We start from the raw sequence: 19,958 nt of genomic DNA, 5'->3' as shown, positions 1-19,958 counted from the left end.
TACTGGTCGACGATCCCGTCGGGAACGAAGTCGGCCGAGGGGTGCCTGCCCGGCCGTGGAGTCGTCAGGGCGTCCTCGCGTTCTCGACAGCCCGGCCGGTCTCCATGACGGACTGCTCGTCGATCAGGAGGTGCCGTCCTCGGCGTTCGCATCGACGGCCGAACCAGCTCACCGCTTTTCGTCTTCCCGGCTTGACCTTGCCCCTAGGTCAAGGTCCGAGGATGCTCTGCATGAACGACAACGCACTGCACACCGTCGAAGCACAGATCCGCGAGCAGGCCGCCGCCTACTGCGAGTCCAACAACGTCCCTGGGTTCGTCACCGGTGTCTACCACGCCGGCGAGCAGATCATCGTCGCCCACGGCACCGCGAACCTCGCCACCGGCGCCCCGATGCTGCAGGACACCGGATTCCTGTTCGGCTCCGTCACCAAGGTATTGACCACCACCCTGGTCCTCCAGCAGGTCGACCGCGGGTCGCTGGACCTCGACTCACCGGTCGTGAAGTACCTTCCCGACTTCGCGCTGGCCGTGCCGGGCGCGGCGGACAGGATTCTGGTCCGGCACCTGATCGGGCACACCAACGGCATCGACGCGGACCTGTACTTCCCCGACGACAAGGGCCGCGACGCCCTGAAGGCCTACGTCAAGGGTCTGGCGAGCGGCTGCGGCACCCTGTTCGAGCCCGGCGAGCAGCTCAGCTACTCCAACGGCGGCATGATCGTCGCGGGCCGCCTGCTGGAAGTGGTGACCGGCCTGCCCTTCCACGACCTGCTGGCGCGCGAGGTCTACGCCCCGGTCGGCATGAAGGACTCCGGCACCTCCGCCGAGCAGGCCATCCTGCGCAGCACGGCGGTCGGCCACTTCCTCGACCTCGAGACCATGGCGCCCAAGCCCACGACCATGTTCACGCTGCCCGACACCTGGGGCCCGGCCGGCGGCACGCCGATCGGCACCATCGCCGACCTGCTCGCCTTCGGGCGCACCCACCTCGCGGGGGGCGTGTCCCCTTCCGGCACACGGGTCCTGTCGGCCGAGTCGACCGCCCTGATGCAGCAGGTCTCCTACGACACGGGCAGCCCCAACACCCCGCCGATCGGCCTGGGCTGGGTGCTGTACCCGTTCGGCGACACGACCGTGCTGGCCATGTCGGGCGCCTCGCCCGGCGGGGTCTCGCTCCTGTGCGTGCTCCCCGAGCACGACCTGGTCCTCGCCGCCTACGGCAACAACCCGGGGGCGATCATGCTGCAGGACCAGATCCTGCAGTGGCTCCTGAGCGAGCACCTCGGCGTCCAGATCCCCAAGCTGGTCACCGACATGGAGCAGGACGTCGATCTCGCCCCCTACGTGGGCACCTACCGTTCCAACCAGCTCCGCATCGACGTCAGCATCGTCGACGGCCAGCTCGAGGAGCGGATGACCTACGAGCCGGCGGACGAGTCTCAGGAGCGGATCTTCACCGAGTTCGCCGGCGGCATGACCTCCGCCCCGCCGCAGCGCTACGTGCCGATCCGGTCAGGCCTCTTCGCGCCCGCCGGCTACCCGCTGGAGGCGTTCGACGGGTACCTGCGGCTGCTGCTCGTCTCCTTCCACGACGTCCGCGACGGCCAGGCCCGCTTCCGCAACGGCGGCGGCCGCCTGACCCGCCGAGCCTGACCCCGCCGTTGGTGGAAGGATGTCCAACATGCTCACGATCGGCCAGCTCGCGGACTACGCCGGAGTGACCATCAAGGCCATCCGCCACTATCACGAGCGCGGTCTGCTCACCGAGCCCGACCGCGACTCCTCCGGCTACCGGCGCTACACCGCCGAAGACGCCATCACCCTCGTCAAGATCAGGACCCTGGCCCATGCGGGCGTGCCACTGGCCCGCATCAGGGACCTTCTCGACGCCGACCCGGAGACGCTCACGGCCGCCATCGCCGAGATCGATCAGGATCTTGAGGACCGCATCGCGCGGCTGGGACGAACCCGCGACCAGCTCGCCCAGCTGCGCGGCGGCGACCGGCTCTTCGTCTCCCCCGAGGTCGCCGACTATCTCGACGACCTGCGCGACCTCGGCGTCAGCGAGCGCCAGATCCACCTGGAACGCGACGGCTGGATCCTCCTGCAGACAGCCTCACCCGAGGACACCTCCCTGTGGATCGCCGAGAAACGCGAGCTCATGGCCGATCCCGAGTTCCGCGCCCTCTACCTCGACCACGACGCCGCCTACGACTGGTCGCCTGACGATCCCCGCCTCCTCGGCCTCGCCGACCGTACCCGGCACTGGTTCACCAATCACCACAGCCGATCCGAGACCCGCCCCGTCCAGAAGCCGGCCATCGCCCGGTTGGCCGCGCAATCCCAGCCCGGAGCCTCATCCCCGGCCTGGGACCGCCTGGCCCGACTCGTGACCGGCTGAGCCTCCATGGTGTGCCGCTCGGTGGGGAGTGTGACCGGCCGAGCGTGATGAGTCGGCGGGAAGGATCTTCCGATGGCAGCCGTCCGGCTTCGTCAGGTCCCTCGGGTTATCGGCCCACATCGTCCAGCGGCCGCGGCGATCGTGCCCATCGGCGTTCCGCGTGGCAGTTGGCCTACATTGGTCTGAATGATCCCTGCAGCGCGCACGAGCGCGTCCAGGCCACGGCTCCACTGGATCCCGACGGTCGCCCAGATCGGCAGTGTCTGGCTGATCGGCCTGGTGGTGACACCGTTCGTCTACGGCGCTCTGTTGATCGCCGCGCTGGGCGGCGACCACGCCGTGATGCTGATCCCCGCCGCGGCGATGATCCTTGGACTCTACGTGGTGGGCAGCCTGACCTCAGCCGCCTCGCCCATGACCGTTGCGAGAGGGCGCACTCGTGTGGTCGATCATCGTCTGCCTTGCGGGAAGCGCCGGATGGTGGGCCGGTCTCTGGGTTCTCTCCCAGCCTTCCGCGTCCATGCCGCAGAACTGGCCGGGGATACTCGGCGGCCTGCCGTACGCGCTGGTGGCAGGGGTCTTGATGGTGCGCTGGACCGGGCTGATCTCGCTCGTCCTGAGCGGGGTGCTGGTCATCGGTGGGGTGTTCCTGGTTCAGGAGAGCCGTGCCGAGCGGGAGGCCACCGCGCTCGCCGAACGTGTCGCGCCGGTGCGGGACCTGATCTACATGATTGACATCCCGAGCCACAGAGAGGCCGGGCGTGACAGCTCCTGGGTCGTGGCATCGTTCGAGCCGGTCGACACGTCCGGCGTGAAGGTATGGCAGGAGCGCACGATCTCACTGGCCGCCACGCGCGGGACACTGAGCGCCTGTGGCGGGCAGACTCTCGCGGTCGCCTTCGGCCGGGACGAAGAACCCGCCTGTCTTCGGGAGGGGCCAGGGCTGTGGTATCTCACCGGCAAGATTCCGAAGCCGACGTGGGGGTGCTTCTGCGGGCTGCACCAGTATCTGCGCCAGGACGGCGGAGTCCTGATCTCCGTCGGTGCGTCTGACGCGGTGCCGCGGGAGGTGCTCCGCCGTGCCGTCCTTCAGGCGCGGCACGCGACTGAAGCGGACCTGCGAAGGCTGGCGGACCCCGGTGGACAGTGATCCGCGGCCGCGTGTCGCGAAAGCGTGGCATCCGTTGGGGTCCGCAGCTCCGCGGACATCGCCAGCCACGCGCTCAGGGCTCCCCGCGTAGACCTGCAGCGGAACGAGGGGCCATCGAACCGGAAAGTGGCGGCTCAGTCGTCGTGGGCGATGTGCATGAGCTGCCGCCACAGCAGTACCACGAACACCGCGGAGCCGGCGAAGGCGAACCAGAACGGCGCCGCGACACCGAAGCGGGTGGCCAGAACACCGCCGATCAGCGAGCCGACCACCAGACCGGCGTAGACGCAGATGGCGTTGACACTGCCCACCCTGCCCTGCAGCTCGCGCGGGACCGCGCGCTGGCGGACGGTGACCGAGGTCGTGCCCCAGATGAACGCGTGCGCGCCGAAGACCAGGAAGATGCCCCCGGCCACCCACGGCGAATGGGTCAGGGCCAGACCCAGGTGGGTGAACGTTTCGATGATGAGGCCGATCCGCATCAGGGCGCCGAGGCTCACCTTGCGGGTGATGGCCCCGTACAGGCCGGTGCCGATCAGTCCGCCGATTCCGCCGATGGTGGTCATCAGGCCGAAGCCGATGGCGCCGAGGCCGAGCTGCTCCTGGGTGTAGAGGACGAGAACCGACCAGGCCGCGCCGAACGTGAAGTTGAAGATCAGGATCGTGAGCGCCAGCGTGCGGACCGCCGCGTGCCGGATGGTCCAGCTGAACCCGGCGATCAGTTCCCGTACGGTGTCAGGTCTGGGATCGTCGCTCTGTCGGCCGTGCGGCGGCAACGTGATCCGGGAGACCAGGACGATCCCCGCCACCACCAGGAGCAGCTGGCCCGCGAACGGCCAGGTGAAGCCCAGGCCGAACAGCGCCGCGCCGATCGGCGGCCCGGCAAGCTGATTGAGCGTGATGAACCCCGTGCCCAGGCGGGCGTTGGCGATGACGAGATCGTCCTTGCTGACCATCATGGGCGTCAGCGTGGCCGTCGCGTTGTCGGCGAACACCTCGGCGATGGACCGGAGCGTGAGCGCCACCAGCGCCGTCACCACGGTCACCGTGCCGGTCACCATGAGCACGACGAGCGCCGCCAGCACCAGAGCCCGCGCCGCGTTCGCGACGAGCACGATATTGCGCCGGTTGTGCCGATCCGACATCACGCCGGCGTACAGGCTGAAGAGCAGCGGCGGCGCCCAGCTCACCAGGGCCGACAGCGAGATCATCAACGGATCGCGCGTCAGCGTCGCGATCAGCAGCGGGCCCGCGGCGGCCGCGACCCCGTCACCGAGATTCGTCAGCCAGCTCGAGGCCAGCAACCATCGGAATCCTGTTCCCAGCCGGGCAGGCAGGACCCTCTCCACCACTGTGATCACGAGCGCAAGACCATACGTTTCGGAGGGAGCCGCGGCAACACGTTTTCGCCTCTCCCGAGGAGGCGCGCTGCCGACAGCCTCCCTCGCCCTTGCGAGGGTCGGCCACCTCTCGCGATGAGTTTTCGCCACCTCCCGGATCCATACAGGTATTGCGGCAGATGCCGTAGCAGGTGGACACGGGAGAAGACGCCAATGAGCAGGATGTTCGTGGTCCGTTACGAGACGGGGGCCGAGGCGGCCGAGGAGAACCAGCGCCTGGTGCGGCAGGTGTTCGCCCAGCTGAACGAGGAGCGCCCTGACGGCCTGCGTTACGCCACTTTCCGGCTGGCCGACGGCGTGAGCTTCGTCCATGTCGGGATCGTCGAGGGCGAGACGAACCCGCTGACGGAGTCGGCCGCGTTCGAGGAGTTCCAGAAAGGGATCGGCGAGCGGCTGGTCGCTCCCCTGGACCGGTCCGACGCCACCCTGGTCGGCTCGTACCGCCTCCTTGCTGACTGAGGTCCGCGACCGGCCGCTCATGGGCGCGTGGCGCGCTCGTGAGCGGCCGCCCATGATGGGGACGACCGACAAGACGGGGGCGTCCGCGAGCGATGAGAGGAGCAGCATTGTCATCAGCCGGCCCGCCACGGGTGGCGACAGCGAGCCCGGGCGAAGAGGATTTCGGCAGGCTCACCCAACCGTTCCGACGGGAGCTGCTGGCGCACTGCTACCGGATGCTCGGCTCGGTCCACGAGGCCGAGGACCTGGTCCAGGAGACCTATCTGCTGGCCTGGCGCGGCTACGGGAACTTCGAGGGACGGTCGTCGCTGCGCACCTGGCTGTACAAGATCGCGACCAGGGCGTGTCTCAAGGCGCTTGAGCGCGGAGCCCGGCGCCCGCTGCCGTCCGGACTGGGCGCCCCCAGTGACGACCCGGAGGGCCCGCTGGATCCGCGGCAGCCCGAGACACCATGGCTGCAGCCCATTCCCGACACGTTGTTCGGCTCCACACCGGCCGATCCGGCCGCCACTGTGGAATCTCGGCACACCATGCGGCTGGCCTTCATCGCCGCCTTGCAGCATCTGCCACCGAGACAGCGCGCCGTGCTGCTGCTGCGTGATGTCCTCGCGTGGCGAGCGTCCGAGGTCGCCGAACTGCTCGGCTCCACGACGGCCTCAGTCAACAGTTCGCTCCAGCGCGCCAGGGCTCAGCTCGCCCGGGCGAACCCCGCCGAGGAGGAGATCGTGGAGCCCACCGACCCTCGGCAGCGCGCGCTGGTCGACCAGTACGCCACCGCCTTCGAGGACGCCGACATCGCCTCGCTCATGCGGTTGCTGACCGAGGACGCGATCTTCGAGATGCCGCCGATCCCGACCTGGTTCGCCGGCCGCGAGCACGTCGGACGGTTCCTCGCCACCCGGCTGCGCACCCCCGGCGCCATGCGCATGATCCCCACCTCGGCCAACGGGCAGCCCGCTTTCGGGGTGTACCTGCGCCAAGAGGACGGGCGGCACCATGCGCACGCCATCCTGGTGCTCACCCTCACCGCCGCAGGGATCACGCGGATCACCATGTTCCACGACCCCGGCCTGTTCGCCGTGTTCGGCCTGCCGGACCACCCGCCAGGCTCCTGACCGACCACACGGTAGAGAGACACCGCAGGAACCCGGGCCGCGGGACCCACCCGCCCGTAGGTGGATGGACCGGCGAGCCGGACGCTGCGGCGCTGTACTTCGGTCACACGACAAGGAAGGTACACATGGGTACCCGGCAAGCTGCGCTGAGCCAGGGCAGGACGAATCTCGCCCTGGCCACGCTGTTCTTCGGAACGTTCGTGCTGGGCACTGCCGAACTGCTCGTGGTCGGCGTGCTGAACCTCATCGCCGCCGACCTCGGGGTTTCCATACCCGCGGCCGGCGCTCTGGTGGCCGCCTACGCGCTGGGTCTGGCCGTCGGCGGTCCGATCCTGACCGCGCTGACGATCAGGCTGGACAAGCGGACCGTCCTGATCGGCGCGGTCGTCCTGTGCGTCCTGGGCAACCTGGTCCCGGTGCTGGCCGCCGACTACGGACTGTTCGTCACGGCGCGTGCCCTCACCGGGGCGCTCCATGGCCTGTTCGTCGCCGTCGCGTTCGTGGTGGGAATGTCGATCGTCCCACCGGAGCGCATGGGGCGGGCGATCGCCGCGGTCTTCTCCGGGTTCGCGGTGTCGGCCGCGCTGGGCATGCCGCTGGGCACGCTGGTCGGCCAGGCGCTCGGCTGGCGCGGCTCGTTCACCGCGGTCGTCGCCCTCAGCTTGATCGCGCTGATCGCCACGGTGACGCTGATCCCTTCCGTGCCCAGCACCGGCGGCGCGGGCGACCAGGCCGCGTACGCGTTCGCCCCGCGGGTGCTCGCCGTACTGTTCCTGAACTTCCTGGTGTTCGCCTCGCTGTACTCGGCGCTGACCTACATCGTGCCGTTCCTGGAGAGCGTCACGGGTGTCTCCGGCGCGCTGGTCAGCGCGTTCCTCCTGGCGTACGGCGTGGCCACGGCGGTCGGCTCGTTCGGCGGCGGCCGCTTCGCCGACACGAACGCCGCACGCACCCTGATCGTCGCGACCATCGGCGTGGCGGCCTGCCTGCTGGTCCTCCACCTCGTCGGCGCGATCGCGCTCCTCGTGGCGCTGGCGCTGCTGGCCTGGGGTCTGTTCGCCCTGGGCATGGTGCCCTCGCTCCAGTACCGCGTGGTGAGCCTGGCAGGGCCCGGCGGCGCGCTGGCCTCCTCGTTGCCCGCCTCGGCGGCCAACGTGGGCATCGCGTTCGGCTCGGTCGCCGGTGGCGCGGCGATCGGCAGCTTCTCCGCCTCGTCCGCGGTGCTCACCGCACTGATCATCGCCGTGGTCGCCATCCCGGTCGCCTGGGCCACCAGCTTCCTGAGGCCGCCGGTGACCGAGGAAGGCGCGCGGCAGCCGCGGGGGGAGACGACCCCCACCGCCGAACGCCTGAAGTGACGCCTACCGCCTGGCGCGTCGCCGGTGAATCCGCAGGGCGGCTGCCGCGGCCCCGGCGCCAAGGGCGATCCCGCCCGCCAGGGCGGGCACCCAGTCGCCCAGCCGCACGTACGGCGTCTCCTCGGCGGACAGCGGCACGTTCACCACGAACGCGCCACGGTAGTCGGGCGGGAACCAGGCCAGCCGCCGGCCGCGCGCGTCGAACGCCGCGGAGGTGCCGTCCAGCTCGACCAGCACCGCGGGCCGGCCCGACTCGACCGCCCGCAGCGCCTCGAAACTCGCCTGTTGCGCGTGCGCCCAGCTCCCGTGGAAGGTCGTGAGCGACCCCTGGGTGATCGTCACGTCCACGCCCCTGCGGGCCAGGCCGCGCCGCAGGTCGGGAAAGGTCGACTCGTACGAGATCAGCGGCCCCACCCGGCGGCCTGCCACCTCGAACACGGTCAGCCCCGCACCGGTGATCCGGTCCTTCTCCGCCGCCTCGGTATGCCCCGCGATCCAGCCGAGCACCGGCCGCAGCGGGATGTACTCGCCGAACGGGGCCAGGCGCTGCTTGACGTAGGTGTCCACGACCCCGTTCGGTGTGTACTGGTAGGCCGACTTGGCGATCCTGCCGGAGGAATCGGCGGCGTCCACGTTCACCAGCAGGTCGGCGCCCACCTCGGCGGCTGCCCTGCGCAGCAGGCGGTCCACGTCAGGACGCCGGGCGGGGTCGAGGCCGACGCTGCTCTGGCCCCAGACCACCACGTCGGGATCACGGCCGGCGAGTTCGCCGGTCAGGCGCAGGTGCGCGGCCACGCGCCGGTCGGGGCCTGGCACCGGGCCAGGCTGCACGCCCGCCACCCGCATGACACCGCTCACGACGGGCTCAGGCCGTACCAGCCCGGAGCACGCGGCGAGCGCGGCCAGCGCCACGGCGGCTCCCCCGCCGGCCAGCCTGGCGCGCGGGCTCGCGCCCCGGAGCGTGGCGATCGCGAGCCCGGTGTTGACGGCGACCAGCGTGAAGCCGAGCAGCCACACCCCGCCGAGCGCGGCCAGCCCCAGCACCGGCCGCACCTGCCACTGGCTGGACCCGAGCAGCCCCCACGCCCCGCCGAGGTGCTGCCACGAACGCAGCGCCTCGACGACCACCCACACCGAGGGCAGCACCAGCAGCGCCACCGCCGCTCTGGCCGGGGAGACGCGCCGCAGTAAGCCGTACGCGACCAGCCCGAACGGCACCCACACCAGCCCGATGACCAGCACCGCCAGCGGCCAGAACACCCCCAGGAACGGCAGCACCCAGTGGTGCAGCGTCCCGAAGAAGCCCGCCGACGCCCACCAGCTCCGCCACCCCGCCTCACGGAACGTCCCCGCGCCTGCCGCCAGGAGCAGGAACGGCACCAGGCCGAACCACGCCCACCACCAGACATTCACCGTGGGAAAGGCCAGGGCCAGGCACGCGCCGGTCAGGGCGGCAAGCAGGCGCGGGCCCCAGCGGCGCGCCACGCCGACGCGCTCGGCCGTGACGGTGACGGACGCGGTCGACACATCGTCCAGCTACCCCACCCGGCGCACGTCACCGCGCCTGCCGCCGTGCAGACCAGACGCCCCTTCCAAGCAACCCATGTTGACTACGTTACAACTAGTCAACTAGTGTTGCTTGTATGTCCGCGACTGACATCCCCACCCCTCAGGATCCCGCCGACGCGCTGGCGGCCGTGGTGGCGCTGCGCCGACTGGCCGACCAACTGGAGGACGCCGCCGTCGAGCAGGCAATGCGCGCGGAGTGGAGCTGGCCGCAGGTCGCCGAGGCGCTCGGCGTGACCCGCCAGGCGGTCCACAGGAAGCACGCCAAGCGGCTCATCGCCGCAGGCGTCAAGCTGAGGAGACGTTCACCATGAACATGTTCGACACCTATCTCCATACCATCATCACGGAGGGAGCGGTCGAGGCGCAGAGGCACGGATCGCCCACGGTCGAGGCGCAGCACCTCCTGCTGGCCGTCGCGGCGCAGGAAGGCACCGCGCCGCAGCGCCTCCTGGCCTCCGCCGGCCTCGACCACCAGGCCGTCCTCGCCGCTCTCGACCGGGAGTTCGACCACAGCCTGAGCGCGGTCGGGGTGTCGCGCGCCTCCTTCGGCCTCTCCCGGTCGAGCACCCCGGTCAACCGCCCTCCCACCATGGGCGCGACGGCCAAGCTCGCCCTTGAGCGCGGCTTCGCCGCCGGCCCCCGCAAGAAGGACCTGCGACCGGCGCACGTGCTGCTCGGGATCCTTCAGGCCGAGGTCGGCACGGTGCCGAGGGCCCTGGCCCTGGCCGGCGTCGACCGTACCGACCTGCTGACCCGGGTCCAGAACGCCATCGCCGACGACGGCACCGAGTAAGCCGGCACTCGCCGGCGCCCTGGCCAGGGCATGTGGGCGCCGGTCAGGAACCGGGCTGGAATCGCTTCGCCCTCTCCACGCAGTCCGGGCAGACGGGCAGGTCGCCCGACCGGGCAACGGCCTCCGGCGTGGCCGGACGGAAGGAGCCCAGAGCGGAGAAGCCCGGCGGCAGGCCGGTCGCCGGATCGACCAGGAACGTCACGACCTCCCCCGGATCGAAGCTGAACTCTCGCTTGCACGCGTAACAGCGACCTGTCTCCACAGGCTCCAGCGTACGTTCCAGCCGATCAGCCGTCGCGACGAAGAAGTCGATGCGCGGCCGTCCGCTCACGAAGCGAGCCAGACCTCGGGAAGGTCGGCCGTGCCCGCCCAGGCGATGTAGCCGTCGGGGCGGATCAGCAGTGCGTCGGCGGGCGGGTCGTCCGTGTGGGCGCGGACCACATCGACCCAGCCGGCGCCCTTCAGTCCCCCGCCGCCCAGGTCGAGGAGGACCGGCCTGCCGCCGCGCATCAGCTCGGCCACCCTGGTGGGTCCTGCCGCGGTGGTCAGGGGCAGGTCGGGGGCGAAGCGGCCGACGAGGGCATGGCCGGCTGTGCCGTACCGGATGTCGGAGCCATGGAGCAGCTGCCCGAGGTGCCGCGCGGGCCCCTCGTAGGCGAACAGCTCGGTGAGCAGCTCGCGCAGCGCGTCGCCGTTCTCCCCCGCCAGGCCTTCCAGCGCCGCCTGGGCGCGGGTGTGGGCGAGAGTGTGCGCGCCGGCGGGCCGGCGCTCGGCGTCGTAGGTGTCGAGAAGGTCGTACGGCATGCGCCCGGCGAGCACGGCCGCCAGCTTCCAGCCGAGGTTGGCGGCGTCGGTCAGGCCGACGTTGAGCGCCGAGCCGCCCGCGGGGAACAGGTGCGCGGCGTCTCCCGCCAGGAACACCCTGCCTTCGCGGTAACGGGAGGCGAGACGGGCCTGCGAGACGGTACTCGACAGCCAGATCGGCTCGCCGAGCGGGAGCCCGGAACCCAGTACGCGGTGCACCGCCGCCTCGAAGTCGGCCAGGGTCACGGGTCCCTCCGGCTCCTGACCGCGTTCGCGCACGCCCACGATGTGCACGCCCGGCTGCAACGAGGTGACCAGCAGGCGCCCTCGCGGAGTGCGGTTCCAGCCCTGCCGCAGGCCCAGGTGCTCGTACTGCTCGAACGGCCCCTTGAGGTCGGGCGTCGTGAAGTGGCCGATCCGCAGCACCTCGTCGTCGGTGGTGCCGGGGAAGGAGATCCCGGCCTGCTCGCGCACCAGGCTGCGGGCGCCGTCGCAGCCGACCACGTACCTCGCCCGCAGCCGCTCGCCGGGCAGGTCGAGCGTGACGCCCTCCTCGTCCTGTGACAGGTCCAGCAGTTCGCGTCCCCGCCTGATCTCGGCGCCCAGCTCGACGGCGCGTTCGGCCAGCAGCCGCTCCAGCCGCGGCTGCTGGATCAGCACGACCCGCAGCGGAGGGTCGTCCAGCCCCGCGAAGCTCAACGGCACGGAACCGAAGGGGAACCCCGGCGGGCGACCGGCGAACGAGCTGCCCTCGCTCAACCGCTCCAGCAGCCCGCGGTAGTCCATGAACTGGACGATCTGCCCGCCCAGCCCGTTGGCCTTCGGCAGGTCACCCTGCTCAGGCCGCTTCTCCAGCACGATCGGGCGCACGCCGGCCAGACCCAGCTCGCACGCCAGCATCAGGCCCACGGGGCCCGCTCCTACGATCACAACCTCGTCCATGCCTGTCAGGCTAGATTGACAGAATTCGCGCTGTCAAGCTAGCCTGACGATGTGGAGCTGGGAGACCTTTCGGAACGCATCAAGTCGAACGACCCCGCGGTAGGCCTTCGGGCGGTGGGCGCCCTGCACCGGCTGGCCGAGCAGGTCGAGGCCGTGTCAGTCGCGCTCGCCAGGGAGCAGGGCTGGACGTGGGAGCAGATCGGCGACGCCCTCGGCATGTCCCGCCAGTCGGTGCACGCCAAGTACGGGAAGTGAGGACGCATGTTCGGCAGTGAGAAGAGCCCGTTCGCGGTGGCGATCAAAGCGGCGATGGACGAGGCCAGGCAGCGCGGCGACCGACGTCTGGGCACCGAGCACCTACTCCTGGGCCTGCTGCGCGACCCGGCAGGGCCGCCGGCGAGGGCGCTCGGCGTGGGCGTGGCGGACGCCCGGGCGGCGCTCGACGCGCTCGACGGCGCGGCGCTGCGGGCGATCGGCATCGACGTCGGGCAGGCGCCACAGAGCAGGCCGCGCAAGCACCCTCCGGTGCCCGGCACCGCGCTGACGACGAGTGCGAGGGCGGCGATCAACCAGGCCGTCAAGTCCACCAAGAGGCGCGACCGCGACACGGAGGGACCCAGCCAGCTGCTACTGGCCCTGCTCGCGCAGGCGCGCCCCGATCCGGTCGCCGAGCTCATCGACGAACTGGGGGTCGACCGGACGGCCGTCCGCACGCGACTGGCCGCCTGACCACGCACGCATGGGCCCCAGGGCAGCAGGTCGCGCGCCTCGCGCAGGAGGCAGGCCGTTCGCATGGCACCCTTGATCTATGACCCCGAGGCCCCGGGCGCCGTTCGGTCCGTCAGCCATCCTGCTGCTCGCCGCGCTGATCGTCGCGTTGGGCGTGCTCACCATCGTCTCTCTCGAGACGGAATCGGTGACGGACGTGAAGCGGCTCGACCTCTACCACGAAATCGCCACGACGCAGGCGCGCAAGAGCTTCCGCAACGCCCAGCTCGCGATGGTCGGCGGCTTCCTGCTCCTGACGGCGTTCGCCTACCTGGCCCTCAGGGGCCCGACCACATCGGCCAGCATCGTCACCGGCGCGCTCGGCGCCGCCGCCAAGGCGTTCGGGGCCTACATCGGCCGGCCGTTCGTCCGCTCCCAGGAGACCGCCGCAAGCCACCTGCGCGCCTACTTCAACCAGCCGCTGGAGTTCTCCCGCTACCTCGCCGCGGAACGCTTCCTCGAGGCCATGAAGGATCTACCCGCCGAACGCCAGGCATCCCTCGCCTCGGACATGCTGCGCGCCATGGTCCAGCCCGCCGTTTCCCAGGAGCCGACTGCCGCGGCTGAGACGGAGCCCACTCCCACGGCGAAGGAAACCCCTTGACCGAAACCTGGCCGGCCCCGAAGAAGCCCTCCACAACCGAACCGGGAGAACGTCGCCGGGACCGGAGAACCGCGGCTTGCGTCGGGGCGAATGTCGCCCAGTTGAACAGCGACGTGATCTGGGCCTCGTATCGTGCGCGGTATCGGCCAACCGGCTGCACCACAGCCGTCCGGTAGCGGCATGGCGTGCGCCGGAGATGTCGTCCGCCTCCGGCAACTGCCCGCCCTGCTGCACGACGTCCTCTTCCAGTCCTGTCTGAGTTCAGATCCTCAGTGGAGTGAGGGGTAGGGATTCAGGGCTCGGAAAGTGATGGCGAGGAGAGGCACGACCAGGGCGAGGAACTGGACCGCGGCCAAGACTCTGAAGCGGCGGCGCCACGCCCACACGGCGCTCACCAGCATGATCACGGCGACGCCCCCGAACGCCCAGAAGGTCACCACTGTTCGGAAGTCCATCTCGGCGACCCATTCGGCGGGGGTCGGATCCCCGCCTGCGCACCACACGCTTGCCCCGTCGCACAGCTTGCCCCGCAGGTGCGCGCCCACCACGATCCGGCCTGCCAGCACTATGAGCAGCATGTCGGCGCCGAGGACGGCCAGAGGCGGTATCCCCCGCCGGACGAGCCTGATGACGATGTCCACGCCACGAGCGTAGGGACATGCCGCGGCCCAAGATCCCGATGATCACAGAAAAGGCAGCGAACCTCCATCAGATCTCCACAAACGGGCATCACGTCGCGACGTGCGCCGCTTCCGACGACTGCAGCACGCTGCCGCAGGGACCCGACGTGCCGTTCCCACCACCCTGCGCCTGACCGGTCGCCGGCAGCTCAGTGGCCGGCGATCACCGTCTTGAGCGCGACGAGGGCCAGGCCGAGGACGAGGTTGGCGACGCCGGAGACGATGACGACCCGCATGGAGGCGTGGATCCTGACCGCGGCGGCGACGGCCCAGGCGATCTGGCCGGCCACCGCGACACACAACGCCACCCAGGCCGAGACCACGTCGGACATGCCCAGCCCCGAGGCGAAGGCGGCCGCTATGGCCGGCGGGAACGACGCCTGGGCCAGCGGCCATTCGTGCTGGGCGACCGTGCGCACGTTACGCCAGCTCAGGGGTTTGGCGGGATATCCGTGACTCACCACCTGGGCGTAGACGTGGGTGAGCCAGAACACCACCCCCGTGCAGATCAGCAGGACGATGAGCTCCCCGGCCGAGGGCGGTCCTCCCTCCGCGGTGGAACCGACGACCACGGAGGCCGCCAGCAGCGAGCCGTACACGGCGCCCGCGTACTCCACCCGCTCGGGCGCCGCAGCCATCTCATGCGCGTTCATGACAGCAGTGTCCTTCACCTGCACCCGGTGACTCCGTCAGGCTTGCCGTCGAGGCGAGCGGAGACTCACACCTGTGCCCCACGCCCGGTCCCTGGCGTCCGTGAGAGCCGCCCATCACAGCTCAGCGGCCACGAGCGAGACCGGAGAAGCCAAGAGAATGAGACCAGCCGGCCGTCTCCTACAGCGACGGATCCATGCACCCTGGCGAAGGCGTCCTCCGCCCCGAGGGCTGGCAGGTGGGCCCGCCCACGAGCAGACCGGCGTTGGCCCTCGGCGTTTACCAGGGCCTGCCGCGGTGCGCTGGCCGGCCGTCACATGGCCGCCACCGGAGTGCGCGGCCTGGTCTCAATCCACGTCGACGTTGTCGAGGAATCGAAGGAGACGTGAGAGCACGCGGATGCAGACGGCGACCTCGGCGTCGCTCAGGTCGCCGCCGAGCTGGCCCAGCACCGCGCGCTCGCGGTCGATGACGGCGGTGATGGCGGCTCGGCCCTGTTCGGTCAACCGGATGAGCGAGGACCTCTTGTGCGCAGGGTTGGGAACGAACTCCACCAGGTGTCGCGCGGCCGCGTCGTTGATCATGCGCTGCACGAACTGGCGGCTCAACGCCTGTGCCCTGCCCATCTGGGGGACGGTCATGGGCCCGTGCTCGCGGAGCATGTTGAGCACGGCCCGCACCCCGACCGACAGCCCCTCGATGGGCGCGTCCTGTTCCACCTTGCGCTGGGCGCGCCGGTACAGCGGCCCCACCAGGTCGAACACCTCGACGAGCCGGTCGGTCAGCTCTTCGGCCTCCGGGCCACGTTCTGTCTCGCTCTCGCTCACTTCACCATGATGACATCTGGGTTGTCATTTCCGGCCAATAATGACACCTTAGTTGTCATGAAGGATCTGTTCTGGCTCGACACCGGCACCGGCCGCCCCCTCGTCCTGCTGCACGGCGGCTTCCTCGACCACCACATGTGGGACGACCAGATTCCGCACTTCACCTCCCGATACCGCGTCATCGCGCCCGACGCCCGCGGCCACGGCCTGTCCGCCAACGTCGGTGAGCCGTACCGGCTCACCGACGACCTGGCCGCGCTGCTGACCCACCTGGACACCGGCCCCGCCGTCCTCGTGGGTGTCTCCATGGGCGCGAGCACCGCGGTCGACACCGCGCTGGAGCACCCGGAACTGGTCAGCGCCGTGGTCGTCACCGGCGCAGGGACCAGCGCGCCGTACTTCACCGACCCCTGGACCAACCAGGTGTGGACCACCTGGCACGCGGCGATGGCCGCCGGTGACCTGGACGCCTCCGTCGAGGCGTTCACCCTCTTCGCCGCGGGCCCACAGCGCACCCTCGACGACCTCGACCCCGCCTTCGTCGACCTCCAGCGAAGGATGGCCAGGGGCACCATGTCCAAGCACACCAAGGACGAGCCCAACCTGCTTGTCCCGGTGAGCGACACCTGGGAACGCGTCACCACGATCGACGTTCCCGTGCTGGCCATCAACGGCGCCATCGACTCGCCCGATCACATCGGCATGGCCGAGCGCCTCACCCGCACCGTCGCCGACGGCCGCGCGGTCTCGATCGACGGGACCGCCCACTACCCCAACATGGAGCGCCCGGACGTCTACAACGAGATCCTCGAAGACTTCCTGCGCACTGTGTGATACCTGGATACGCCGCGCGCGTGTATGGCGACGACGCGTGCGGGAAACCGGTCGCCGCGGAGTCCGGGTGCTCATACCGAGCGTCCCGCCCGGTTCGATGACCGCTACGCCGACCGCCGGGACGCGCTGCCGGCACTCCCCCACGCCCGCCACCAGAGCCTGTCAGACGGGCAGGGCGTCGGCGGTGGGCACCACCAGGCCGAACAGGTCACCGATCGTGGTCAGGGCGGCGGCGTGCAGGGTGTCGGCGGACAGCGGCGCGCCGTCGGGGCCGGAGAGCGGGCGGGTGGCGCAGGCGTCGGCGACGACGGTGGGGTGGTAGCCCAGGTTGAACGCTCCCTGTGCGGTGAAGGTGACGCACATGTGCGTCATGAACCCCGCCAGGACCAGGTCGGGTCCGGCGTCCAGGTCCTTCAGGACCTGCTGCAGGTCGGTCTGGTGGAAGGCGTCGGGGAACGTCTTGACCACCACAGGTTCGCCGTCGCGCGGCGCGACCTGCGGGCTGATGGCCCCGATCTCGGCCCGGACGTCGTAGGGGGTGCCGGGACCGCCGTCGTTGACGACGTGGATGACGTGGGCTCCGGCGGCGCGGGCGCGTTCCAGCAGGCGGGATCCGGCCACAAGGGCCCGCTCGGCGTCGGGCAGGGCCATGACGCCGGTGCGGTAGGTGTTCTGGTAGTCGATCAGGACCAGCGTGGAGTCGGCCAGGCGCGCAGGGCCGGTGGGCAGCCCGACGACCTGGCGGAGGGTGGGCGAGGCGATGGTGCTCATGGTGGGTTTCCTTTCGATCTTTCGGGCATGCTCGCGCCGCCGTCGGGCGGACGGCGAGCGGGTGAAGGGTCAGGCCACCGTGTGGAAACGACGGCGGTAGGAGCCTGGGCCGGTGCCCAGGCGACGGCGGAACGCGCGGTGCAGGGTCTCCACCGAGCCGAGTCCGCTGTCGGCCGCCACCTGCGGCAGCGGCAGGTCGGTGCTCTCCAGCAGTCGTCGCGCGATCTCCACGCGGGCGGACTCGATGTAGGCGGCAGGAGTGGTGCCGGTCTGCTGCCGGAACACCCGGGTGAACTGGCGTTGGCTCAGCCCCATCCGAGCCGCCAGCTCAGTGGTGGTGAGTTCCTCGGCGAGATGCTCGGCGATCCACAGGCACAGGTCGTCGATGTCGCGACGATTCAAGGCGGCATGGGTCAGGGGGACGCTGAACTGGCTCTGTCCGCCCTGGCGTTTGAGGTACACGACCAGTTCGCGAGCCACCGCCAGAGCCGCCTCCTCCCCATGGTCCTCGGCCACCAGCGCCAGCGTCAGGTCCAGGCAGGCGCTGATGCCCGCGCCCGTCCAGACCCGGCCGCTGGACCGCACGAAGATCGGGTCGGGGTCGACCGTGACGTTCGGGTGGTCAGCGGCCAGTTGCGCGGCGGTGGACCAGTGCGTGGTGGCGGTCAGGCCGTCCAGCAGCCCTGCCTCGGCGAGGATGTGCGCGCCGACGCACACCGACGCCACGCGGCGCGCGGCGGGAGCGGTCCGCCGCACCCATGCCACCACCTCCGAGTCCGTCAGCGCGCGCGGCCCGTCGGGGGTGACGTCCACGGCGCCGGGGACCAGCAGGGTGTCCACCTGGTCGCCCACCTCGTCGAACCGCACGTCGGCGAGCAGCCGCACCCCGGCGGCCGTGGTGACGGGGCCGCCCTGGGGTCCGGCGAGCCGCACGTCGTACAGGGCGCGGCCACCGATCCGGTTGGCCAGGGCGAACACCTCGGCCGGACCGGTGACGTCGAGCAGGTCGACGTTCGGGAAGAGCGCGATGACGACGCGGTGCGCGGTGGACATGACCTGATTGTCACTGACCTCGCGGGATGACCGCAACGACAGTTATCTGTCACATTCGGACATGTTGCGATCGCTACCTGAAACAGAATCTTGCACTTCAACATCAAGAAGCGAACAGCTAGGATCGGGACCTCACGACGACCGGGAGGCACGATGGCACGGCTGGAGGTCGGCTACCTGATGCCGACGCACGACCAGACCGTTCTGGGCGAGCACGAGCCTGGACGGCTCGTCGTCCAGGCGCGGCAGGCCGACAAGCCCAAGCGGGCCCAGACCGCCGAGGGGGTCGTTCGGCAGTGACCACGTTCGTTCTCGTCCACGGCGCCTGGCACGGCCCATGGGCATGGGACCGGGTCGTCCCCCTGCTGCACGCCACCGGGGCACGCACGCTCACCCCCGACCTCAGCGCTGCGGGGGATCACGGGCTGCACGACCACGCCGAGGCGATCACCGCCGCCATCGACTCCGTCGGCGGCGAGGAAGAGCTGGTGCTCGTCGGGCACAGCTACGCGGGCCTGGTCGTACGGCAGGCCGCCGACGCGCGGCCCGAGGCCGTCGACCACGTCGTTCTGGTGGACGGGTGGGCAGGGGCCGACGGCGCCGGCATGTTCAGCCTGGCTCCCGCCGCCTTCGTCACAGCCGTCCGTGCGGCAGCCGAGACGCTCGGGGACGGAGGGCGGATCCCGGCCCCGCCCCCTGCGGCGTTCGGCATCGTCGACGGCGACGACGCGGCCTGGCTGGCCGCGCGCCTGCTCCCGCAGCCGCTGCGCACGTTCACCGAGCGGACCCGCCTGAGCGGGGCCGTCGACCGGATTCCAGGAACGGCCGTCTACTGCAGACCGCAGACCTACCCCTTCGACCGGTTCGGCGCAGCCCTCGGGTACCGGACGCTCGGCCTGGACGGCCCGCACGACGTGATGCTCACCCGTCCGGAGCCGCTCGCCCGGATACTCCTGGAGAGTCGCTCGTTCAACAAGGGGAAGCTCGAAGTTTAAGATGTTGAAGTGGAGCAGCGAACCTACAACCAGTACTGCGCGACCGCGCGCACCCTCGACCTTGTCGGCGAGCGCTGGACGCTGCTCCTGATCCGTGAGCTGCTGACCGGGCCGAAGCGGTTCGGCGACCTGCAGGCCAGCCTGCGAGGCCTCGGGACCGGGCTGCTGGCCGCCCGGCTGAAGCATCTGGAGCGCGAAGGACTGGCGCACAAGATCACGCTGCCGCCGCCCGCCAGGACTCCCGCCTACGCCCTCACCGAGTCCGGCGAGGAACTCGGCCCCGCGGTCCTGGCGCTGGCACGGTGGGGCCTGAAGTGGGCGATGGGCGAACGACGCGAGAGCGAGACGTTCCATCCGGGCTGGGCGGTGCTCGGCCTGCGGGCCTGCTTCGACGCCGAGGCCGCCGACGGGCTCCGCGCGGTGTATGAGTTCCGCGTCGACGACGAGGTCTTCCACGCCAGGATCGACGACGGCACGATCGAGACGCTGCACGGTCCAGCCCAGCACCCTGATGTGATCATCACGATCGGCGAGGAGGCGTTCCTCGACCTGACCGGACACGGCCTCACTCTCGCCGAGGTGGTCGAGGGCGGCGCCGCGTCCGCCTCCGGCGACCGCGAGGCTCTGCGCAGGCTGCAAGGGCTGTTCCGCCTGCCACGCGCGCAGGCCAGGAAGGCCTGATCCCTGTAGGCCGGCCGATCGACTCCCGGGGCGCCGGCTGACGCGGCCGGATCGCCCGTCCGGTAGCGCCCGAATCCCCGCGGCCGGGTCGTGCACTCGTC

At 70.7% G+C, this 19,958-nt stretch carries 24 protein-coding genes; 15 read left to right on the top strand and 9 right to left on the bottom strand.

Features of this window, described 5'->3' with window-relative positions:
- The first annotated feature begins 230 nt into the window (after window positions 1–230).
- From FHR33_RS00665 to FHR33_RS00655, 3 genes are all read left to right on the top strand, one after another.
- Entirely contained in the window at window positions 231–1,655 is a 1,425-nt protein-coding gene (locus FHR33_RS00665; protein WP_221240850.1) for a serine hydrolase domain-containing protein, read from the top strand.
- Window positions 1,656–1,683: 28 nt separating this feature from the next.
- On the top strand, window positions 1,684–2,403 hold the full coding sequence (locus tag FHR33_RS00660) for a MerR family transcriptional regulator (RefSeq protein ID WP_183642010.1): 720 nt from the start codon (window positions 1,684–1,686) through the stop codon (window positions 2,401–2,403).
- A gap of 439 nt (window positions 2,404–2,842) precedes the next feature.
- Window positions 2,843–3,553: a hypothetical protein gene (locus FHR33_RS00655; RefSeq protein ID WP_183642007.1), complete on the top strand. Its 711-nt coding sequence runs from the start codon at window positions 2,843–2,845 to the stop codon at window positions 3,551–3,553.
- A 134-nt stretch (window positions 3,554–3,687) separates the two neighbouring features.
- Here the strand turns inward: FHR33_RS00655 and FHR33_RS00650 are convergent, their stop codons facing one another.
- Complete coding sequence (locus FHR33_RS00650; protein ID WP_183642004.1) at window positions 3,688–4,914, bottom strand: MFS transporter; 1,227 nt, start codon at window positions 4,912–4,914, stop codon at window positions 3,688–3,690.
- A gap of 192 nt (window positions 4,915–5,106) precedes the next feature.
- Between FHR33_RS00650 and FHR33_RS00645 the strand changes: the two genes are divergently transcribed.
- From FHR33_RS00645 to FHR33_RS00635, 3 genes are all read left to right on the top strand, one after another.
- A complete protein-coding gene (locus FHR33_RS00645) occupies window positions 5,107–5,412 on the top strand; it encodes a hypothetical protein (protein WP_183641999.1) in 306 nt (101 codons plus the stop codon).
- A 107-nt stretch (window positions 5,413–5,519) separates the two neighbouring features.
- The gene (locus FHR33_RS00640) at window positions 5,520–6,527 is read left to right on the top strand and encodes a sigma-70 family RNA polymerase sigma factor (RefSeq protein ID WP_246451543.1); all 1,008 of its coding nucleotides are present in this window, start codon (window positions 5,520–5,522) and stop codon (window positions 6,525–6,527) included.
- A gap of 125 nt (window positions 6,528–6,652) precedes the next feature.
- Window positions 6,653–7,885, top strand: a complete 1,233-nt coding sequence (locus FHR33_RS00635) for an MFS transporter (protein WP_183641993.1) — start codon at window positions 6,653–6,655, stop codon at window positions 7,883–7,885.
- A gap of 3 nt (window positions 7,886–7,888) precedes the next feature.
- Here the strand turns inward: FHR33_RS00635 and lnt are convergent, their stop codons facing one another.
- The gene (gene lnt, locus FHR33_RS00630) at window positions 7,889–9,412 is read right to left on the bottom strand and encodes an apolipoprotein N-acyltransferase (protein ID WP_221240848.1); all 1,524 of its coding nucleotides are present in this window, start codon (window positions 9,410–9,412) and stop codon (window positions 7,889–7,891) included.
- 116 nt (window positions 9,413–9,528) lie between these two features.
- Between lnt and FHR33_RS00625 the strand changes: the two genes are divergently transcribed.
- Both FHR33_RS00625 and FHR33_RS00620 read left to right on the top strand, forming a co-directional pair.
- Window positions 9,529–9,765: a hypothetical protein gene (locus FHR33_RS00625; protein ID WP_183641990.1), complete on the top strand. Its 237-nt coding sequence runs from the start codon at window positions 9,529–9,531 to the stop codon at window positions 9,763–9,765.
- Window positions 9,762–10,247 carry a Clp protease N-terminal domain-containing protein gene (locus FHR33_RS00620; RefSeq protein WP_183641988.1) on the top strand — a complete coding sequence of 162 codons (486 nt, stop codon included), beginning with the start codon at window positions 9,762–9,764 and terminating at the stop codon, window positions 10,245–10,247. The genes FHR33_RS00625 and FHR33_RS00620 overlap by 4 nt, the downstream gene beginning before the upstream one ends.
- 43 nt (window positions 10,248–10,290) lie before the next feature.
- On the opposite strand, the gene FHR33_RS00615 is transcribed toward FHR33_RS00620, so the two are convergent.
- Window positions 10,291–10,578 carry a hypothetical protein gene (locus tag FHR33_RS00615; protein WP_183641985.1) on the bottom strand — a complete coding sequence of 96 codons (288 nt, stop codon included), beginning with the start codon at window positions 10,576–10,578 and terminating at the stop codon, window positions 10,291–10,293.
- Window positions 10,575–11,993: an FAD-dependent monooxygenase gene (locus FHR33_RS00610; protein WP_183641982.1), complete on the bottom strand. Its 1,419-nt coding sequence runs from the start codon at window positions 11,991–11,993 to the stop codon at window positions 10,575–10,577. Before FHR33_RS00610 ends, FHR33_RS00615 begins: the two co-directional genes overlap by 4 nt.
- 51 nt (window positions 11,994–12,044) lie before the next feature.
- Here FHR33_RS00610 and FHR33_RS00605 point away from each other — a divergent pair, with 51 nt between their 5' ends.
- The 3 genes from FHR33_RS00605 to FHR33_RS00595 all read left to right on the top strand — a co-directional run bounded on the left by FHR33_RS00605 (window position 12,045) and on the right by FHR33_RS00595 (window position 13,365).
- Window positions 12,045–12,248: a helix-turn-helix domain-containing protein gene (locus tag FHR33_RS00605; protein WP_183641979.1), complete on the top strand. Its 204-nt coding sequence runs from the start codon at window positions 12,045–12,047 to the stop codon at window positions 12,246–12,248.
- Window positions 12,249–12,254: 6 nt separating this feature from the next.
- On the top strand, window positions 12,255–12,722 hold the full coding sequence (locus FHR33_RS00600) for a Clp protease N-terminal domain-containing protein (protein ID WP_183641976.1): 468 nt from the start codon (window positions 12,255–12,257) through the stop codon (window positions 12,720–12,722).
- Between the two features lie 79 nt (window positions 12,723–12,801).
- Window positions 12,802–13,365 carry a TRADD-N-associated membrane domain-containing protein gene (locus tag FHR33_RS00595; protein ID WP_183641973.1) on the top strand — a complete coding sequence of 188 codons (564 nt, stop codon included), beginning with the start codon at window positions 12,802–12,804 and terminating at the stop codon, window positions 13,363–13,365.
- Window positions 13,366–13,634: 269 nt separating this feature from the next.
- On the opposite strand, the gene FHR33_RS00590 is transcribed toward FHR33_RS00595, so the two are convergent.
- From FHR33_RS00590 to FHR33_RS00580, 3 genes are all read right to left on the bottom strand, one after another.
- Complete coding sequence (locus FHR33_RS00590) at window positions 13,635–14,006, bottom strand: DUF6234 family protein (RefSeq protein ID WP_183641970.1); 372 nt, start codon at window positions 14,004–14,006, stop codon at window positions 13,635–13,637.
- A gap of 188 nt (window positions 14,007–14,194) precedes the next feature.
- Window positions 14,195–14,698 carry a hypothetical protein gene (locus tag FHR33_RS00585; RefSeq protein ID WP_183641968.1) on the bottom strand — a complete coding sequence of 168 codons (504 nt, stop codon included), beginning with the start codon at window positions 14,696–14,698 and terminating at the stop codon, window positions 14,195–14,197.
- A gap of 345 nt (window positions 14,699–15,043) precedes the next feature.
- Window positions 15,044–15,523: a MarR family winged helix-turn-helix transcriptional regulator gene (locus FHR33_RS00580; protein WP_183641966.1), complete on the bottom strand. Its 480-nt coding sequence runs from the start codon at window positions 15,521–15,523 to the stop codon at window positions 15,044–15,046.
- A gap of 57 nt (window positions 15,524–15,580) precedes the next feature.
- Here FHR33_RS00580 and FHR33_RS00575 point away from each other — a divergent pair, with 57 nt between their 5' ends.
- Window positions 15,581–16,357: an alpha/beta fold hydrolase gene (locus tag FHR33_RS00575; RefSeq protein ID WP_183641963.1), complete on the top strand. Its 777-nt coding sequence runs from the start codon at window positions 15,581–15,583 to the stop codon at window positions 16,355–16,357.
- A 162-nt stretch (window positions 16,358–16,519) separates the two neighbouring features.
- On the opposite strand, the gene FHR33_RS00570 is transcribed toward FHR33_RS00575, so the two are convergent.
- Both FHR33_RS00570 and FHR33_RS00565 read right to left on the bottom strand, forming a co-directional pair.
- On the bottom strand, window positions 16,520–17,128 hold the full coding sequence (locus FHR33_RS00570; RefSeq protein WP_183641961.1) for a cysteine hydrolase family protein: 609 nt from the start codon (window positions 17,126–17,128) through the stop codon (window positions 16,520–16,522).
- Window positions 17,129–17,197: 69 nt separating this feature from the next.
- Window positions 17,198–18,181 carry a GlxA family transcriptional regulator gene (locus tag FHR33_RS00565; protein ID WP_183641958.1) on the bottom strand — a complete coding sequence of 328 codons (984 nt, stop codon included), beginning with the start codon at window positions 18,179–18,181 and terminating at the stop codon, window positions 17,198–17,200.
- A 153-nt stretch (window positions 18,182–18,334) separates the two neighbouring features.
- Here FHR33_RS00565 and FHR33_RS00560 point away from each other — a divergent pair, with 153 nt between their 5' ends.
- The 3 genes from FHR33_RS00560 to FHR33_RS52350 are packed head-to-tail and all read left to right on the top strand — an operon-like array spanning window position 18,335 to window position 19,857.
- Window positions 18,335–18,481, top strand: a complete 147-nt coding sequence (locus tag FHR33_RS00560; RefSeq protein ID WP_183641956.1) for a hypothetical protein — start codon at window positions 18,335–18,337, stop codon at window positions 18,479–18,481.
- Window positions 18,478–19,176 (top strand): alpha/beta fold hydrolase, encoded by a 699-nt coding sequence (locus FHR33_RS00555; protein ID WP_183641954.1) that lies wholly within the window; start codon window positions 18,478–18,480, stop codon window positions 19,174–19,176. Before FHR33_RS00560 ends, FHR33_RS00555 begins: the two co-directional genes overlap by 4 nt.
- 9 nt (window positions 19,177–19,185) lie before the next feature.
- The gene (locus FHR33_RS52350) at window positions 19,186–19,857 is read left to right on the top strand and encodes a winged helix-turn-helix transcriptional regulator (protein WP_183641952.1); all 672 of its coding nucleotides are present in this window, start codon (window positions 19,186–19,188) and stop codon (window positions 19,855–19,857) included.
- Window positions 19,858–19,958: the final 101 nt, after the last annotated feature.

The organism is Nonomuraea dietziae (assembly GCF_014195505.1).
In the GTDB taxonomy this organism is placed as follows: domain Bacteria; phylum Actinomycetota; class Actinomycetes; order Streptosporangiales; family Streptosporangiaceae; genus Nonomuraea; species Nonomuraea roseola.
Note: the sequence above shows the minus strand (reverse complement) of the source record. Positions and strands in the feature narration are given on the sequence as shown.

Excerpts from the sequence above, each read along its gene's own strand:
- FHR33_RS00565 (WP_183641958.1), bottom strand. The coding sequence starts at position 18,181 with ATGTCCACCGCGCACCGCGTCGTCATCGCGCTCTTCCCGAACGTCGAC.
- FHR33_RS00620 (WP_183641988.1), top strand. The coding sequence starts at position 9,762 with ATGAACATGTTCGACACCTATCTCCATACCATCATCACGGAGGGAGCG.
- FHR33_RS00625 (WP_183641990.1), top strand. The coding sequence starts at position 9,529 with ATGTCCGCGACTGACATCCCCACCCCTCAGGATCCCGCCGACGCGCTG.
- FHR33_RS00665 (WP_221240850.1), top strand. The coding sequence starts at position 231 with ATGAACGACAACGCACTGCACACCGTCGAAGCACAGATCCGCGAGCAG.
- FHR33_RS00610 (WP_183641982.1), bottom strand. The coding sequence starts at position 11,993 with ATGGACGAGGTTGTGATCGTAGGAGCGGGCCCCGTGGGCCTGATGCTG.
- FHR33_RS00575 (WP_183641963.1), top strand. The coding sequence starts at position 15,581 with ATGAAGGATCTGTTCTGGCTCGACACCGGCACCGGCCGCCCCCTCGTC.
- FHR33_RS00660 (WP_183642010.1), top strand. The coding sequence starts at position 1,684 with ATGCTCACGATCGGCCAGCTCGCGGACTACGCCGGAGTGACCATCAAG.
- FHR33_RS00600 (WP_183641976.1), top strand. The coding sequence starts at position 12,255 with ATGTTCGGCAGTGAGAAGAGCCCGTTCGCGGTGGCGATCAAAGCGGCG.
- FHR33_RS00570 (WP_183641961.1), bottom strand. The coding sequence starts at position 17,128 with ATGAGCACCATCGCCTCGCCCACCCTCCGCCAGGTCGTCGGGCTGCCC.
- FHR33_RS00645 (WP_183641999.1), top strand. The coding sequence starts at position 5,107 with ATGAGCAGGATGTTCGTGGTCCGTTACGAGACGGGGGCCGAGGCGGCC.
- FHR33_RS00560 (WP_183641956.1), top strand. The coding sequence starts at position 18,335 with ATGGCACGGCTGGAGGTCGGCTACCTGATGCCGACGCACGACCAGACC.
- FHR33_RS00585 (WP_183641968.1), bottom strand. The coding sequence starts at position 14,698 with ATGAACGCGCATGAGATGGCTGCGGCGCCCGAGCGGGTGGAGTACGCG.
- FHR33_RS00635 (WP_183641993.1), top strand. The coding sequence starts at position 6,653 with ATGGGTACCCGGCAAGCTGCGCTGAGCCAGGGCAGGACGAATCTCGCC.
- FHR33_RS00595 (WP_183641973.1), top strand. The coding sequence starts at position 12,802 with ATGACCCCGAGGCCCCGGGCGCCGTTCGGTCCGTCAGCCATCCTGCTG.